This window comes from Pseudomonas fildesensis, assembly GCF_001050345.1.
Taxonomy (GTDB): domain Bacteria; phylum Pseudomonadota; class Gammaproteobacteria; order Pseudomonadales; family Pseudomonadaceae; genus Aquipseudomonas; species Aquipseudomonas fildesensis.
The window spans coordinates 373,564-390,680 of sequence record NZ_LFMW01000007.1 but is presented as its reverse complement, the minus strand read 5'-3'; the positions used below and the strand labels follow the sequence as shown (position 1 = coordinate 390,680).

Annotated in this window: 11 protein-coding genes, 2 tRNA genes and 3 rRNA genes; all 16 read left to right on the top strand. The window is 55.3% G+C overall.

Going from position 1 to position 17,117, the window contains the following annotated elements; translation table 11 throughout:
- Positions 1-3 precede the first annotated feature (3 nt).
- The 16 genes from ACR52_RS12300 to ACR52_RS12225 all read left to right on the top strand — a co-directional run bounded on the left by ACR52_RS12300 (position 4) and on the right by ACR52_RS12225 (position 17,077).
- Positions 4-738, top strand: coding sequence for a tetratricopeptide repeat protein (locus ACR52_RS12300; protein WP_048724420.1), 735 nt, complete (start codon positions 4-6; stop codon positions 736-738).
- Positions 738-1,067: a YqcC family protein gene (locus ACR52_RS12295; protein ID WP_048724418.1), complete on the top strand. Its 330-nt coding sequence runs from the start codon at positions 738-740 to the stop codon at positions 1,065-1,067. The genes ACR52_RS12300 and ACR52_RS12295 overlap by 1 nt, the downstream gene beginning before the upstream one ends.
- Positions 1,068-1,498: 431 nt before the next feature.
- Positions 1,499-3,223, top strand: a complete 1,725-nt coding sequence (locus ACR52_RS12290) for an acetolactate synthase 3 large subunit (protein WP_048724937.1) — start codon at positions 1,499-1,501, stop codon at positions 3,221-3,223.
- Between the two features lie 2 nt (positions 3,224-3,225).
- On the top strand, positions 3,226-3,717 hold the full coding sequence (gene ilvN / locus ACR52_RS12285) for an acetolactate synthase small subunit (protein ID WP_003176102.1): 492 nt from the start codon (positions 3,226-3,228) through the stop codon (positions 3,715-3,717).
- Between the two features lie 46 nt (positions 3,718-3,763).
- Complete coding sequence (ilvC, locus tag ACR52_RS12280) at positions 3,764-4,780, top strand: ketol-acid reductoisomerase (RefSeq protein WP_048724408.1); 1,017 nt, start codon at positions 3,764-3,766, stop codon at positions 4,778-4,780.
- Between the two features lie 143 nt (positions 4,781-4,923).
- A complete protein-coding gene (gene pssA / locus ACR52_RS12275; protein ID WP_048724405.1) occupies positions 4,924-5,781 on the top strand; it encodes a CDP-diacylglycerol--serine O-phosphatidyltransferase in 858 nt (285 codons plus the stop codon).
- Positions 5,782-5,844: 63 nt separating this feature from the next.
- Complete coding sequence (gene msrP / locus ACR52_RS12270; RefSeq protein ID WP_048724401.1) at positions 5,845-6,858, top strand: protein-methionine-sulfoxide reductase catalytic subunit MsrP; 1,014 nt, start codon at positions 5,845-5,847, stop codon at positions 6,856-6,858.
- On the top strand, positions 6,858-7,478 hold the full coding sequence (gene msrQ / locus ACR52_RS12265; RefSeq protein WP_048724399.1) for a protein-methionine-sulfoxide reductase heme-binding subunit MsrQ: 621 nt from the start codon (positions 6,858-6,860) through the stop codon (positions 7,476-7,478). The genes msrP and msrQ overlap by 1 nt, the downstream gene beginning before the upstream one ends.
- A gap of 545 nt (positions 7,479-8,023) precedes the next feature.
- A 16S ribosomal RNA gene (locus tag ACR52_RS12260) occupies positions 8,024-9,560 on the top strand.
- A gap of 82 nt (positions 9,561-9,642) precedes the next feature.
- Positions 9,643-9,719: transfer RNA gene (locus ACR52_RS12255), tRNA-Ile, on the top strand.
- Positions 9,720-9,749: 30 nt separating this feature from the next.
- A tRNA-Ala gene (locus tag ACR52_RS12250) sits at positions 9,750-9,825 on the top strand.
- A gap of 234 nt (positions 9,826-10,059) precedes the next feature.
- A 23S ribosomal RNA gene (locus ACR52_RS12245) occupies positions 10,060-12,951 on the top strand.
- A gap of 173 nt (positions 12,952-13,124) precedes the next feature.
- Positions 13,125-13,240, top strand: a 5S ribosomal RNA gene (rrf, locus tag ACR52_RS12240).
- Together the 16S, 23S and 5S rRNA genes with 2 tRNA genes alongside form the textbook arrangement of a ribosomal RNA operon.
- A gap of 271 nt (positions 13,241-13,511) precedes the next feature.
- Positions 13,512-14,171 carry a paraquat-inducible protein A gene (locus ACR52_RS12235; protein ID WP_048724397.1) on the top strand — a complete coding sequence of 220 codons (660 nt, stop codon included), beginning with the start codon at positions 13,512-13,514 and terminating at the stop codon, positions 14,169-14,171.
- Complete coding sequence (locus tag ACR52_RS12230; RefSeq protein ID WP_048724395.1) at positions 14,158-14,781, top strand: paraquat-inducible protein A; 624 nt, start codon at positions 14,158-14,160, stop codon at positions 14,779-14,781. Before ACR52_RS12235 ends, ACR52_RS12230 begins: the two co-directional genes overlap by 14 nt.
- The gene (locus ACR52_RS12225) at positions 14,774-17,077 is read left to right on the top strand and encodes a PqiB family protein (protein ID WP_048724394.1); all 2,304 of its coding nucleotides are present in this window, start codon (positions 14,774-14,776) and stop codon (positions 17,075-17,077) included. The genes ACR52_RS12230 and ACR52_RS12225 overlap by 8 nt, the downstream gene beginning before the upstream one ends.
- The last annotated feature ends 40 nt before the right edge of the window (positions 17,078-17,117 follow it).

Sequence of the window (17,117 nt, the reverse complement as noted above, 5' to 3'; positions counted from 1 at the left end):
CAAGTGAACAAGTGGTGGATTCCAGCTATTACAGCTCTGGCTTTGCTCAGCGGTTGCTCCAGCGTGCAGCGCGGCTCTATTCCCGTGGTGGATTCGAGCACGGCCGTTTCCAATAGCGACCGGATCTCGGCCAATGGCGGCTTCCGTCAGACCGTGACGAACCGTCCTGCACAGGCCAAACCCCAGGCCGTCCCGCAGGATTCGGGTGTGGTGGTGATGGTGCCGGGCGGTGGTGCTGCCACCTCCGCGCCGATCAGTGCCGAGCCATGGACTCCAGGGCCAAGCGCTTCGGGGCCGATCGACACTACGCCGATTCAAACGGCGCCGATTAACCAAGGCACCTACAACATGCCGTCGACGCCAAGCGGTATTCCGTCGTCCTCCAGCGCAGGCGGCCTGTCGGCTGACGAGCAACTGGACGGCCCGGTGCTGGCCTTGCTGACCACCGCTCAGCAACAACAGGCCGGTGGCGACTTGAACGGTGCCTCGTCGAGCCTTGAGCGTGCCCAGCGTGTGGCGCCTCGCGAACCACAAGTGCTCTATCGCCTGGCACAAGTACGCATGGCCCAGGGCGATGCGCCGCAAGCCGAACAGTTCGCCCGTCGAGGCTTGACCCTGGCCAACGGTCGTCCAGACCTGCAAGCCAGCCTGTGGGGGTTGATTGGTGACGCGCGAGCCGCACAAGGCGACGCCGCGGGTGCTGCGCAGGCCCGGCAAAAAGCCAAGGTCAGCCTCTGATGGATGCACGTTTTCCAGCGATTGCCGAACAGTTATTGCTGATTGAGCGCGAATTGCGTCTGCAGGGCTGGTGGGACGAAGTGCCCCCCAGCGTTGAGGCGCTCAGTAGTGTCGAGCCCTTTTCAGTCGACACGCTGGACTTCCATCAATGGTTGCAGTGGATCTTCCTTGTGCGCATGAAGCAGATCCTCGAACAGGACCTGTCATTGCCCAATGCGTCGGGGATTATGGAAATGGCCGAGATGGTTTACGCCGATCGACCGCTGGAAAGCCTTGGATTGCGCACTGCGCTGAAAAAGTTCGACCAATTGATCGTCGACGCTCGTTAATTGCCTGGCTGCCGGTTTTTCCGGCAGTCTTGCGCATATTTCTACCGCTTGACGACATTCAGGCGAGTTTTATCCCTCCTCAAAGCCCTTTCTTCTGCGTTCTCATGCGCTTAGTTGGAAAAAAGCGCAATTATTACTTGACTTGAAGGGCCTGAAACAGAAGAATCCAAAGTCCGCTGTATCGGGACTGCCAGAAGCAGGCCCGCTCAGCAGATCATGAGGCGCACATCCGCGCCGACCTGTTACACCCGCAACGCGTTACCTCGCGCTGGGTGGGAAAAGCCCGCAACACTTGGGACGATCCCAATACTTGCTCAGTCAGTGCTGACGTAGTCGGCGACCACCGTCGCTCATGCTCTGTTGAGAAGTAAACCTATTAAGACCCGTCGGTTTTTAACGGACGGTATTCTGGCGTTTTAGAGGTGAACAACGTGGAGCTTTTATCTGGCGGTGAGATGCTCGTCCGCTTTTTGCGTGACGAAGGCGTCGACTATATCTACGGGTACCCAGGTGGTGCTCTGCTGCATGTCTACGACGCACTGTTCAAGGAACCGGCTGTTACCCACATCCTGGTCCGCCACGAACAGGCCGCGACCCATATGGCTGACGGTTACGCCCGTGCCACCGGTAAAGCCGGCGTGGTACTGGTAACGTCCGGCCCTGGCGCAACCAATGCCATTACCGGCATTGCGACTGCCTATATGGACTCCATCCCGATGGTGATCATTTCTGGCCAGGTCGCAAGCACCATGGTTGGTACCGATGCGTTCCAGGAAACCGACATGATCGGTATCTCCCGGCCGATCGTGAAACACAGTTTCATGATCAAGCATGCGTCGGAAATCCCGGAAATCATGAAAAAGGCGTTCTACCTCGCACAGTCCGGTCGTCCGGGCCCTGTGGTGGTCGATATTCCGAAAGACATGACCAACCCGGCTGAGAAATTCGAATACATCTTCCCCAAGAAAGCCAAGCTGCGTTCCTACAGCCCGGCCGTTCGTGGGCACTCGGGGCAAATCCGCAAGGCGGCAGAAATGTTGCTGGCGGCCAAGCGCCCAGTGCTTTACTCGGGTGGCGGCGTGATCCTGGGCGGCGGTTCTGCACCGCTGACCGAGTTGGCCAAGCTACTTAACCTGCCGGTCACCAACACCCTGATGGGCCTCGGCGCATTCCCGGGTACGGACCGTCAGTTCGTCGGCATGCTCGGCATGCATGGCAGCTATACCGCCAACCTGGCCATGCACCACGCCGACGTGATCCTGGCCGTGGGCGCTCGGTTCGATGACCGTGTGATCAATGGCGCGAGCAAATTCTGCCCGAATGCCAAGATCATCCACATCGACATCGACCCGGCGTCCATCTCCAAGACCATCAAGGCCGATGTGCCGATCGTGGGCCCTGTCGAAAGCGTGTTGACCGAAATGGTCGCTGCGCTCAAGGACATCGGCGAGACCCCGAACAAGGAGTCCGTCGCCAGTTGGTGGAAGCAGATCGACGAATGGCGCGGTGACCGCGGCCTTTTCCCTTACGACAAGGGCGACGGCAGCATCATCAAGCCACAAACCGTGATCGAGACTCTGTGCGAAGTGACCAAGGGCGACGCCTTTGTGACCTCCGACGTGGGCCAGCACCAGATGTTCGCCGCGCAATACTACAAGTTCGACAAACCTAACCGCTGGATCAACTCCGGTGGCCTGGGCACGATGGGCTTTGGTTTCCCTGCGGCCATGGGTGTGAAGCTGAGCTTCCCGGACACCGACGTCGCATGCGTCACCGGTGAGGGCAGCATCCAGATGAACATCCAGGAACTGTCGACGTGCCTGCAGTACGGCCTTCCGGTGAAGATCGTCTGCTTGAACAACGGCGTGCTGGGCATGGTTCGTCAGTGGCAAGACATGAGCTACAACAGCCGTCACTCTCATTCCTACATGGAGTCGCTGCCCGATTTCGTCAAATTGGTTGAAGCCTATGGCCACGTCGGCATGCGCATCACCGATTTGAAAGATCTGAAGCCGAAGATGGAAGAGGCGTTCGCCATGAAGGACCGCCTGGTGTTCCTCGATATTCAGGTGGACACCAGCGAGCACGTCTACCCGATGCAGATCAAAGACGGCTCCATGCGCGATATGTGGCTGAACAAGACGGAGCGGACCTAATTATGCGGCACATTATCTCCCTGCTTCTGGAGAACGAACCCGGCGCTCTGTCTCGTGTTGTCGGCCTGTTTTCGCAGCGCAACTACAACATCGAAAGCCTGACCGTGGCGCCGACCGAAGACCCGACCCTGTCGCGGCTGACGTTGACCACTGTGGGCCACGATGAGGTGATCGAGCAGATCACCAAGAACCTCAACAAGCTGATCGAAGTGGTCAAGCTGGTCGACCTGTCGGAAAGTGCCCACATCGAGCGCGAGCTGATGCTGGTTAAGGTCAAGGCCACGGGTGCCCAACGTGCCGAGATCAAACGGACTACCGACATTTATCGCGGGCAGATCGTCGATGTGAGCGCCAGCGTTTATACCGTTCAACTGACCGGTACAAGCGACAAATTGGACAGCTTCATCCAGTCGATCGGAACGGCCTCGATTCTGGAAACGGTACGCAGTGGTGTCACCGGGATTGCCCGTGGCGACAAAGTACTCAGCATCTAACCTAATTAGTGAATGGCCTAAGGGCCTGGATATATAGAGGAACCTCATGAAAGTTTATTACGAAAAAGATTGTGACCTGTCGATCATCCAGGGCAAGAAAGTCGCCATCATCGGCTACGGCTCCCAGGGTCACGCGCAAGCTTGCAACCTGAAAGACTCCGGCGTTGACGTGACTGTTGGCCTGCGTAAAGGCTCGGCCACTGTTGCCAAGGCTGAAGCCCACGGCCTGAAAGTGACTGACGTTGCTTCCGCCGTTGCTGCTGCCGACGTGGTCATGATCCTGACCCCGGACGAGTTCCAGTCCGCGCTGTACAAAAACGAAATCGAGCCGAACATCAAGAAGGGCGCCACCCTGGCCTTCTCCCACGGTTTTGCGATTCACTACAACCAGGTCGTGCCGCGCGCTGACCTCGACGTGATCATGATCGCGCCGAAAGCACCGGGCCACACCGTGCGTTCCGAGTTCGTCAAAGGCGGCGGTATTCCTGACCTGATCGCGATCTACCAGGACGCCTCGGGCAATGCCAAGAACGTTGCACTGTCCTACGCCGCTGGCGTTGGTGGCGGTCGTACCGGCATCATCGAAACCACCTTCAAGGACGAAACTGAAACCGACCTGTTCGGCGAACAAGCCGTTCTGTGTGGCGGTACTGTTGAACTGGTCAAAGCCGGTTTCGAAACCCTGGTTGAAGCTGGCTACGCGCCAGAAATGGCCTACTTCGAATGCCTGCACGAACTGAAGCTGATCGTTGACCTCATGTACGAAGGCGGTATCGCCAACATGAACTATTCGATCTCCAACAACGCCGAATACGGCGAGTACGTGACTGGCCCGGAAGTGATCAACGCCGAGTCCCGTCAGGCTATGCGCAACGCGCTGAAACGTATTCAGGATGGCGAATACGCCAAAATGTTTATCAGCGAAGGCGCTACCGGCTACCCTTCGATGACCGCCAAGCGTCGTAACAACGCCGCTCACGGTATCGAAATCATCGGTGAGCAACTGCGCTCCATGATGCCGTGGATCGGTGCCAACAAGATCGTCGACAAAGCCAAAAACTAAGTCGTACGCATCAAGAGAAAACGCGGCTTAGGCCGCGTTTTTTCGTTTGAGGGCAGGTTCTGGTATAAAGCTGCATCGTTTGCGGGCGAACACTCGCCGCAAGTATTTGTCGAATTTTTTCACACCGTTGCAAGGTAAAGTCCATGAGCGAACGTCCCGAAGAGCCAAACCAGGCCTCTGACGCCGAAAGCCTGCTACCGATCGATGAGCACATCGAAGAAGGGCATGATGCTGAAGGTCGTAAAGTCCGGCATCGTGGCATCTATCTTCTGCCCAACCTGTTCACCACGGCGAACCTGTTTGCCGGGTTCTATTCCATCATCAACTCCATGAGTGCGCAGAGCGCTCTGGCGGCAGGTGATGCGGTGAGTGCCAGCAAGTACTTCGGTTTTGCTGCCATCGCAATCTTCGTGGCCATGGTGCTCGACGGCCTTGATGGTCGCGTGGCGCGGATGACCAATACTCAAAGTGCCTTCGGTGCCGAGTATGACTCGCTGTCGGACATGGTTGCTTTTGGTGTGGCGCCCGCACTGCTGGCGTTTGCCTGGGCGTTGGGGGATATGGGCAAGGTCGGCTGGATGGTTGCCTTTATCTATGTTGCAGGCGCCGCGCTGCGTCTCGCACGCTTTAATACCCAAGTGGGTACTGCCGACAAGCGTTACTTCATTGGCCTGGCCAGTCCTGCTGCTGCGGGTGTCGTGGCTGGTATTGTCTGGGCGTTCAGTGACTACGGCATCCAGGGGTCCAAGATGTCGTTCCTGGTGGCGTTGATGGTTGCAGCGGCCGGGATGCTGATGGTCAGCAACATCAAATACAACAGCTTCAAGGAATTGGACCTCAAGGGCCGCGTGCCTTTTGTGGCAATCCTTGTAGTGGTGCTGGTATTCGCCGTGGTCTTCAGTGATCCGCCGCGTATTTTGCTGCTGGCATTCCTGGTTTATGCCGCTTCCGGCCCGATTCAGTATCTGCTGCAGCTGCGTCGGGACAAAACGTTGCCTTAATGTAATTTCCCCCATACTCCGCAGTCTATTGGTACATCAGTTCTCCAATGCTGCGGAGTTGCCATGTTAATCAAGTTGCCTAAAGCGTCCGATTGCCACGAATCGGATGTCACCCCTGAATCCTTCTACTTCTCTCGCCGCAGCTTGCTCGGCGGTGCGCTTGCCGGTATTGCTGCCAGCAGCTTGCCGCGTTGGGCCAGTGCAGACGACGCTGCGCGCTATGCGGATGTCGAGCCGGGTAATGCCCCTGGTTGGTTTTCCAAGAAGCTGCCAGGTACGCAATGGCAGGCGGTGACGGTAAAGGACGAGGCCATCACCCCGTTCAAGGATGCGACCCACTACAACAACTTCTATGAGTTCGGTACGGATAAGGGCGACCCGGCGAAAAATGCGGGGTCACTCAAGACCGAGCCCTGGAGTGTGGTGATTGATGGTGAGGTCGCGAAGCCAGGGCGTTACGCTCTGGAAGACTTCATGCAGCCATATCAGTTGGAAGAGCGGATCTATCGCCTGCGCTGCGTCGAGGCGTGGTCGATGGTCATTCCTTGGATCGGCTTCCCCATCTCTGCCTTGCTCAAACAGGTTGAGCCGACCTCGAAGGCCAAGTACATCCGTTTTGAAACCCTCCAGGATCCCAAGAGCATGCCGGGCCAGCGCTCCAGCTTCGGTTTGATCGACTGGCCTTATATAGAAGGATTGCGTCTGGATGAGGCGATGAACCCTTTGGCCATCTTGGCCGTGGGCATGTATGGCCGGGAATTGCCAAATCAGAATGGTGCGCCGCTGCGTCTGGTAGTGCCGTGGAAGTATGGGTTCAAGAGCGTGAAGTCCATCGTGCGGATCAGTCTTGTGAGCGAGCAGCCGAAGACCACCTGGCAGAGTATTGCGGCGGATGAGTATGGGTTCTATGCGAATGTGAACCCGACGGTCGATCATCCTCGGTGGACTCAGGCGCGAGAGCGTCGTCTGCCGAGTGGGTTGTTCAGCCCGAATGTGCGTGAGACGCAGATGTTCAACGGCTACTCGGATGAGGTTGCCTCTTTATATACCGGCCTCGATCTTAGGAAGAATTATTGATGCGCTACCCAATCTGGCGCATCGGCGTATTTATAGCGGCGGCGGTGTGGCCGTTGTATTGGCTGTATGAGGCTTGGGGCTCTGCCTTGGGGCCTGATCCTGGCAAGGTGCTTGTCGACCGTTTGGGGTTGGGCACGCTGGTCCTGTTGTTGGTCACCCTGGGGATGACGCCACTGCAAAAGTTAAGCGGTTGGGCAGGGTGGATAGCGGTGCGCCGGCAGCTGGGTCTGTGGTGCTTTGCTTATGTGGTGCTGCATCTGTCGGCTTATTGTGTGTTTGTCCTTGGGCTGGACTGGTCGCAGTTGGGAGTAGAGTTGCGCAAGCGGCCCTACATTATTGTGGGTGCGCTGGGTTTCCTGTGCTTGTTGGTGTTGGCGGTGACGTCCAACCGCTATAGCCAGCGTCGACTGGGTACGCGTTGGAAGAAGCTGCATCGCCTGGTTTATGTGATTCTTGGGCTCGGTTTGTTGCACATGCTTTGGATTGCGCGGGCTGATCTGAAAGAGTGGGCTATCTATGCTTCTATAGGGGCGCTGCTTTTGGTCCTGCGAATACCGCCGGTGATGCGTCGAATCCCCCGCCTTATTGCTAAAAAAGCGCCTTCTGCAACAAAAGCGTAATTAAGGCTTGACGGCAGATTCTGAAAGTCTATAATTCGCCCCACTTCCGGCGCAGTCGAAACGGAAAACTCCTTGGTAAACAAAGAGTTATGCGGGATTCGACAGCGGGTTGCTTCAGTTCATCGAAGCCCAGAAGGAGTTGATAGAGCGGTGTAGTTTGGCTCTATTAACGTTTCGATCCTCTCGGTCGAAAGCGGAGAAAAAGAGGTGTTGACAGCAGCGTGTAACGCTGTAGAATTCGCCTCCCGCTAACGAGAGATCGGAAGCGCAAGTGGTTGAAGTTGTTGAAGAATTCTTCGAAAGCTTCTGAAAATAATCACTTGACAGCAAATGAGGCTGCTGTAGAATGCGCGCCTCGGTTGAGACGAAAGATCTTAACCAACCGCTCTTTAACAACTGAATCAAGCAATTCGTGTGGGTGCTTGTGGAGTCAGACTGATAGTCAACAAGATTATCAGCATCACAAGTTACTCCGCGAGAAATCAAAGATGTAACCAACGATTGCTGAGCCAAGTTTAGGGTTTCTTAAAAACCCAAAGATGTTTGAACTGAAGAGTTTGATCATGGCTCAGATTGAACGCTGGCGGCAGGCCTAACACATGCAAGTCGAGCGGTAGAGAGAAGCTTGCTTCTCTTGAGAGCGGCGGACGGGTGAGTAATGCCTAGGAATCTGCCTGGTAGTGGGGGATAACGTTCGGAAACGGACGCTAATACCGCATACGTCCTACGGGAGAAAGCAGGGGACCTTCGGGCCTTGCGCTATCAGATGAGCCTAGGTCGGATTAGCTAGTTGGTGAGGTAATGGCTCACCAAGGCTACGATCCGTAACTGGTCTGAGAGGATGATCAGTCACACTGGAACTGAGACACGGTCCAGACTCCTACGGGAGGCAGCAGTGGGGAATATTGGACAATGGGCGAAAGCCTGATCCAGCCATGCCGCGTGTGTGAAGAAGGTCTTCGGATTGTAAAGCACTTTAAGTTGGGAGGAAGGGCAGTTACCTAATACGTGATTGTTTTGACGTTACCGACAGAATAAGCACCGGCTAACTCTGTGCCAGCAGCCGCGGTAATACAGAGGGTGCAAGCGTTAATCGGAATTACTGGGCGTAAAGCGCGCGTAGGTGGTTAGTTAAGTTGGATGTGAAATCCCCGGGCTCAACCTGGGAACTGCATTCAAAACTGACTGACTAGAGTATGGTAGAGGGTGGTGGAATTTCCTGTGTAGCGGTGAAATGCGTAGATATAGGAAGGAACACCAGTGGCGAAGGCGACCACCTGGACTGATACTGACACTGAGGTGCGAAAGCGTGGGGAGCAAACAGGATTAGATACCCTGGTAGTCCACGCCGTAAACGATGTCAACTAGCCGTTGGGAGCCTTGAGCTCTTAGTGGCGCAGCTAACGCATTAAGTTGACCGCCTGGGGAGTACGGCCGCAAGGTTAAAACTCAAATGAATTGACGGGGGCCCGCACAAGCGGTGGAGCATGTGGTTTAATTCGAAGCAACGCGAAGAACCTTACCAGGCCTTGACATCCAATGAACTTTCTAGAGATAGATTGGTGCCTTCGGGAACATTGAGACAGGTGCTGCATGGCTGTCGTCAGCTCGTGTCGTGAGATGTTGGGTTAAGTCCCGTAACGAGCGCAACCCTTGTCCTTAGTTACCAGCACGTAATGGTGGGCACTCTAAGGAGACTGCCGGTGACAAACCGGAGGAAGGTGGGGATGACGTCAAGTCATCATGGCCCTTACGGCCTGGGCTACACACGTGCTACAATGGTCGGTACAGAGGGTTGCCAAGCCGCGAGGTGGAGCTAATCCCAGAAAACCGATCGTAGTCCGGATCGCAGTCTGCAACTCGACTGCGTGAAGTCGGAATCGCTAGTAATCGCGAATCAGAATGTCGCGGTGAATACGTTCCCGGGCCTTGTACACACCGCCCGTCACACCATGGGAGTGGGTTGCACCAGAAGTAGCTAGTCTAACCTTCGGGAGGACGGTTACCACGGTGTGATTCATGACTGGGGTGAAGTCGTAACAAGGTAGCCGTAGGGGAACCTGCGGCTGGATCACCTCCTTAATCGACGACATCAGCTGCTCCATAAGTTCCCACACGAATTGCTTGATTCATTGAAGAAGACGATAAGAAGCAGCCCGAAATTGGGTCTGTAGCTCAGTTGGTTAGAGCGCACCCCTGATAAGGGTGAGGTCGGCAGTTCGAATCTGCCCAGACCCACCAATTTTGTGTGGGAAACGCCTGTAGAAATACGGGGCCATAGCTCAGCTGGGAGAGCGCCTGCCTTGCACGCAGGAGGTCAACGGTTCGATCCCGTTTGGCTCCACCACTACTGCTTCTGAAGTTTGAGAGCTTAGAAATGAGCATTCCATCGATGTGATGGTGAATGTTGATTTCTAGTCTTTGATTAGATCGTTCTTTAAAAATTTGGGTATGTGATAGAAAGATAGACTGAACGTTACTTTCACTGGTAACGGATCAGGCTAAGGTAAAATTTGTGATTAATTGCGAATTTTCGGCGAATGTCGTCTTCACAGTATAACCAGATTGCTTGGGGTTATATGGTCAAGTGAAGAAGCGCATACGGTGGATGCCTTGGCAGTCAGAGGCGATGAAAGACGTGGTAGCCTGCGAAAAGCTTCGGGGAGTCGGCAAACAGACTTTGATCCGGAGATGTCTGAATGGGGGAACCCAGCCATCATAAGATGGTTACCTTACACTGAATACATAGGTGTAAGGGGCGAACCAGGGGAACTGAAACATCTAAGTACCCTGAGGAAAAGAAATCAACCGAGATTCCCTTAGTAGTGGCGAGCGAACGGGGACTAGCCCTTAAGTGGCTTTGAGATTAGCGGAACGCTCTGGAAAGTGCGGCCATAGTGGGTGATAGCCCTGTACGCGAAAATCTCTTAGTCATGAAATCGAGTAGGACGGAGCACGAGAAACTTTGTCTGAATATGGGGGGACCATCCTCCAAGGCTAAATACTACTGACTGACCGATAGTGAACTAGTACCGTGAGGGAAAGGCGAAAAGAACCCCGGAGAGGGGAGTGAAATAGATCCTGAAACCGTATGCGTACAAGCAGTGGGAGCCCACTTTGTTGGGTGACTGCGTACCTTTTGTATAATGGGTCAGCGACTTATTTTCAGTGGCGAGCTTAACCGAATAGGGGAGGCGTAGCGAAAGCGAGTCTTAATAGGGCGTCTAGTCGCTGGGAATAGACCCGAAACCGGGCGATCTATCCATGGGCAGGTTGAAGGTTGGGTAACACTAACTGGAGGACCGAACCGACTACCGTTGAAAAGTTAGCGGATGACCTGTGGATCGGAGTGAAAGGCTAATCAAGCTCGGAGATAGCTGGTTCTCCTCGAAAGCTATTTAGGTAGCGCCTCATGTATCACTGTAGGGGGTAGAGCACTGTTTCGGCTAGGGGGTCATCCCGACTTACCAAACCGATGCAAACTCCGAATACCTACAAGTGCCGAGCATGGGAGACACACGGCGGGTGCTAACGTCCGTCGTGAAAAGGGAAACAACCCAGACCGTCAGCTAAGGTCCCAAAGTTATGGTTAAGTGGGAAACGATGTGGGAAGGCTTAGACAGCTAGGAGGTTGGCTTAGAAGCAGCCACCCTTTAAAGAAAGCGTAATAGCTCACTAGTCGAGTCGGCCTGCGCGGAAGATGTAACGGGGCTCAAACCATACACCGAAGCTACGGGTATCACGTAAGTGATGCGGTAGAGGAGCGTTCTGTAAGCCTGTGAAGGTGAGTTGAGAAGCTTGCTGGAGGTATCAGAAGTGCGAATGCTGACATGAGTAACGATAATGGGTGTGAAAAACACCCACGCCGAAAGACCAAGGTTTCCTGCGCAACGTTAATCGACGCAGGGTTAGTCGGTCCCTAAGGCGAGGCTGAAAAGCGTAGTCGATGGAAAACAGGTTAATATTCCTGTACTTCTGGTTATTGCGATGGAGGGACGGAGAAGGCTAGGCCAGCTTGGCGTTGGTTGTCCAAGTTTAAGGTGGTAGGCTGGAATCTTAGGTAAATCCGGGATTCTAAGGCCGAGAGCTGATGACGAGTTAACTTTTAGTTAACGAAGTGGTTGATGCCATGCTTCCAAGAAAAGCTTCTAAGCTTCAGGTAACCAGGAACCGTACCCCAAACCGACACAGGTGGTTGGGTAGAGAATACCAAGGCGCTTGAGAGAACTCGGGTGAAGGAACTAGGCAAAATGGCACCGTAACTTCGGGAGAAGGTGCGCCGGTGAGGGTGAAGGACTTGCTCCGTAAGCTCATGCCGGTCGAAGATACCAGGCCGCTGCGACTGTTTATTAAAAACACAGCACTCTGCAAACACGAAAGTGGACGTATAGGGTGTGACGCCTGCCCGGTGCCGGAAGGTTAATTGATGGGGTTAGCTAACGCGAAGCTCTTGATCGAAGCCCCGGTAAACGGCGGCCGTAACTATAACGGTCCTAAGGTAGCGAAATTCCTTGTCGGGTAAGTTCCGACCTGCACGAATGGCGTAACGATGGCGGCGCTGTCTCCACCCGAGACTCAGTGAAATTGAAATCGCTGTGAAGATGCAGTGTATCCGCGGCTAGACGGAAAGACCCCGTGAACCTTTACTATAGCTTTGCACTGGACTTTGAATTTGCTTGTGTAGGATAGGTGGGAGGCTTTGAAGCGTGGACGCCAGTTCGCGTGGAGCCAACCTTGAAATACCACCCTGGCAACTTTGAGGTTCTAACTCAGGTCCGTTATCCGGATCGAGGACAGTGTATGGTGGGTAGTTTGACTGGGGCGGTCTCCTCCTAAAGAGTAACGGAGGAGTACGAAGGTGCGCTCAGACCGGTCGGAAATCGGTCGTAGAGTATAAAGGCAAAAGCGCGCTTGACTGCGAGACAGACACGTCGAGCAGGTACGAAAGTAGGTCTTAGTGATCCGGTGGTTCTGTATGGAAGGGCCATCGCTCAACGGATAAAAGGTACTCCGGGGATAACAGGCTGATACCGCCCAAGAGTTCATATCGACGGCGGTGTTTGGCACCTCGATGTCGGCTCATCACATCCTGGGGCTGAAGCCGGTCCCAAGGGTATGGCTGTTCGCCATTTAAAGTGGTACGCGAGCTGGGTTTAGAACGTCGTGAGACAGTTCGGTCCCTATCTGCCGTGGACGTTTGAGATTTGAGAGGGGCTGCTCCTAGTACGAGAGGACCGGAGTGGACGAACCTCTGGTGTTCCGGTTGTCACGCCAGTGGCATTGCCGGGTAGCTATGTTCGGAATAGATAACCGCTGAAAGCATCTAAGCGGGAAACTAGCCTCAAGATGAGATCTCACTGGGACCTTGAGTCCCCTGAAGGGCCGTCGAAGACTACGACGTTGATAGGTTGGGTGTGTAAGCGCTGTGAGGCGTTGAGCTAACCAATACTAATTGCCCGTGAGGCTTGACCATATAACACCCAAGCAATTTGATTACTCCTGACTTGGAAACAAGTAGAAGCATCAGATTGCGGTGTGTGAAGACGAAACGAACCGAAAGTTCGAGATACTCACAAAACACCGAAGCTATCACATACCCAATTTGCTGAAGCGAGGCCAGCTGGCCACGACTCAGTACCCGAATTTCTTGACGACCATAGAGCATTGGAACCACCTGATCCCATCCCGAACTCAGCAGTGAAACGATGCATCGCCGATGGTAGTGTGGGGTTTCCCCATGTGAGAGTAGGTCATCGTCAAGATTAAATTCCAGAACCCCTGTTTGCTAACGCAAACAGGGGTTTTGTTTTGGGCGGTCCTGTAGGAGCTGAGCTTGCTCGCGATGGGCGTTAACGATAACGCGTACTCCCTGATACCCCGCGAAAGCCCAAAAATCCGATACCGCGCTCCCTCCTGAAACACCCGCTCTTGATCCTCATATCACCACCAATCCCTCGACAAATTTGCACAGTTATTTCTGAACCAGACCACTAGAATAGGCACCTTACCTTTTTTAGAGTCTGAGCCCTATCTATGCCCGATCCGGTTGATGCCCTCGAGGTGTCGGATTTACCTCTGGACGACTTGGTGGCATGCCATGAGTGCGACTTGCTGATGCGCAAGCCAGCTCTCGCCCTAGGCGAAAAAGCCCAATGCCCGCGTTGCGGTTACGAGCTGTACGCTCACCGCCACAATGTTGTTGAGCGCAGCCTCGCCTTGGTGCTCGCCGCGCTGTTGCTGTACGTCCCCGCGAACTTTTTGCCCATCATGCAGCTCAATCTACTCGGGCAGTCCTCGGAAGACACCGTCTGGAGCGGCGTCGTCGCGTTATTCGATACCGGCATGCAAGGCGTCGCCTCCGTGGTGTTCCTGTGCAGCATGGGCATTCCCTTGCTCAAGTTACTCTGCCAACTGGCGGTGTTACTCAGCATCCGTTGGAAGATCGGCCGCAGCTATGGGCTGTTGCTGTACCGCATCTACCATCACATGAAAGATTGGGGGATGTTGGAGGTCTACCTGATGGGGGTGCTGGTCGCGATCGTAAAGCTCGCGGACATGGCCTCCATCACGGTTGGCCTGGGTCTGGTCTGTTTCATCAGTTTATTAATGGTTCAGGTACTGCTTGAGGTGGTGATGTCGCCCCACCAGATCTGGCAGGCGTTGTCAGGAGAGGATGATCATGCGGGCGATTGATGCGGGCATTCTGACGTGTACTGAATGCCACGAGTTGAACAAGCAAGAGCGGGACACCGATGAGCAAATCTGCACCCGTTGCGGTGCGTTGATCCATGCGCGTCGTCCCAACAGCCTCGCACGAACCTGGGCACTGCTAATCACTGCAGCGATTTTGTATATCCCTGCCAACCTGTTACCGATTATGACCATCAACTCCCTTGGTCAGGGCGATCCCAGTACCATCATGGCGGGTGTGATCCAACTGGTGCAGCACGGGATGTTCCCCATCGCTGCCGTAGTGTTCATCGCCAGTATCCTGGTGCCGACCTTCAAGCTGGTCGGTATTGGCCTGTTACTGTTCTCGGTGCAGCGTCACCAACCATTGTCCGCGCGACAACGCATCGTGATGTACCGCTTTATCGAATTCATTGGCCGCTGGTCCATGCTGGATATCTTCGTGATCGCCATTCTGGTCGCGGTCGTAAACTTTGGACGACTTGCCAGTGTCGAGGCCAACCTCGGCGCAGCAGCGTTCGCCAGTGTGGTGATCTTGACGATGCTTGCCGCAGTAACTTTTGATCCCCGACTGATTTGGGATAACACGGAGTCGGACGACGACCATGAGTGATTTGCCTAAAGCTAAAACCCGCCCAGCCTCCAACTGGTCGGCCATTTGGGTATTGCCCCTGATTGCCCTGATCATCGGTGGCTGGCTGGGCTGGCGTGCCTATTCACAGCAAGGCATCGAGATCCAGGTGCGCTTTGAAAGCGGCGAGGGCATCCAGGTCAACAAGACCGAAGTGGTCTACAAAGGCATGACCGTGGGTAAGGTCAAGACCCTGGCCCTGGACGACGAGGGCAACAATCGCGGGGTGATTGCCACCATCGAGATGAACAAGGACGTCGAACAATACCTCAAGACCAACACTCGCTTCTGGCTGGTCAAACCCAGCGTCAGCCTCGCGGGCATCACGGGCCTGGAAACCCTGGTCTCAGGCAACTACATCGCCGCCAGCCCTGGCGACGGTGAGCCCACGCGTAAATTCAAAGCGCTCTCCGAAGAGCCGCCATTATCCGACGCCAAGCCCGGTCTTCACCTGACCGTCAAGGCCGATCGCCTCGGCTCGCTCAACCGTGGCAGCCCAGTGTTCTACAAACAGATCCAGGTCGGCCAGGTCAAAAGCTACCTGCTGTCTGAAGACCAGAGCACCGTTGAGATCAAGGTCTACATCGAACCGACCTACGCCAACCTGGTGCGCAAACATACGCGTTTCTGGAACGCCAGCGGCATCAGCATCGACGCCAACCTCTCCGGCGTAAAGGTGCGTAGCGAATCCCTCTCCAGCATCGTCGCCGGCGGTATCGCTTTCGCAACACCAGAGAACCGTAAGGACAGCCCGCCGACCGATCCGAGCCTGCCCTTCCGTCTATACGAGGATTTCGACGCTGCCGCCGCCGGTATCAAGGTCAAGGTCAAACTCACCGACTTCGAAGGCCTGCAGGCCGGGCGTACGCCGGTGATGTACAAAGGTATTCAGGTCGGCAGCCTGAAAACCCTGAAAATCAACCCCGACCTTTCCAGTGCTAACGCTGAACTGACCCTCGACCCCCTGGCCGAAGATTACCTGGTACAGGACACCCAATTCTGGGTGGTCAAGCCGTCTATCTCGCTGGCCGGGATCACCGGGCTTGAAGCCTTGGTCAAAGGTAACTACATCGCCATTCGCCCGGGTGACAAAGGCACCCCGCCGCAACGTGAGTACGTGGCCCGTGCCAAGGCGCCGCCTTTGGACCTGCGTTCCCCTGGGCTGCACATGGTTCTGTTCACCGACAACCTCGGTTCCCTGGACGTCGGCAGTCCGATCCTCTACAAGCAGGTCAAGGTCGGCTCGGTGCAGAGTTACCAATTCTCGCGCAAGAACAAGCAGCTGGTGATCGGCGTTCATATCGAGAAGGAATACGAAAACCTGGTCAACGGCTCGACACGCTTCTGGAATGCCAGCGGTGTCACGCTGACAGGTGGACTCACCGGTGGCATCCAGGTGAAAAGTGAATCCCTGGCCAGCCTGATGGCCGGTGGCATCGCCTTCGAAACGCCTGAGCAGAATGTGCCGCTGAAAAAGCGTATCCCGCGTTTTCGCCTGTTCGCCGATCGTGAAGCCGCCAATCAGCACGGCACCCTGGTGACCATTAAAGTCGATCGCGCCGATGGCTTGCGTCCTGGCACGCCGATACGTTTCAAAGGCCTGGATGTCGGCAAGATCGAGAGCGTCGATTTGAGTGCCGACATGCAGTCGGTGATGCTCAGTGCGCGTATCACCCAAGTGGCGGACCGCGTCGCGCGCGCTGGCAGTCAGTTCTGGGTGGTCAAGCCGGAACTGGGGCTGATGAAAACGTCCAACCTCGAAACCCTGGTCACCGGGCAATACATCGAGGTACAACCGGCGGCAAAAAACGCCGGCCCGCAAAAGAGCTTTGTCGCCCTGGACCAGCCACCCGAAGCCGTTCACCAAGAGGCTGGCCTGAGTCTTGTGCTGAGCGCTGCACGCCGTGGTTCGCTGAAGGAAGGTGTGCCGGTTACTTATCGTGAAGTCACTGTGGGTAAAGTCACCGGCTACGAATTGGGTCAAACCGCTGACCGCGTGCTGATCCACATCCTGATCGAGCCCAAGTACGCGCCGCTCGTACGCGGTGGCAGCCGCTTCTGGAACACCAGCGGTTTCGGCCTCGACTTCGGCTTGTTCAAAGGTGCGACAGTGCGGACCGAATCCCTGGAGACCCTGGTCGCCGGCGGTATCGCCTTTGCCACGCCCGACGGTGAACGTATGGGCAGCGCCGCACGGCCGCAGCAAACCTTCCCGTTGTTCGACAAGTTCGAAGACGAATGGCTGACCTGGGCGCCGAAGATTCCACTCGGAAAATAAGCGCCACAAAAAAGGCCGCGATCGATAAGATCGCGGCCTT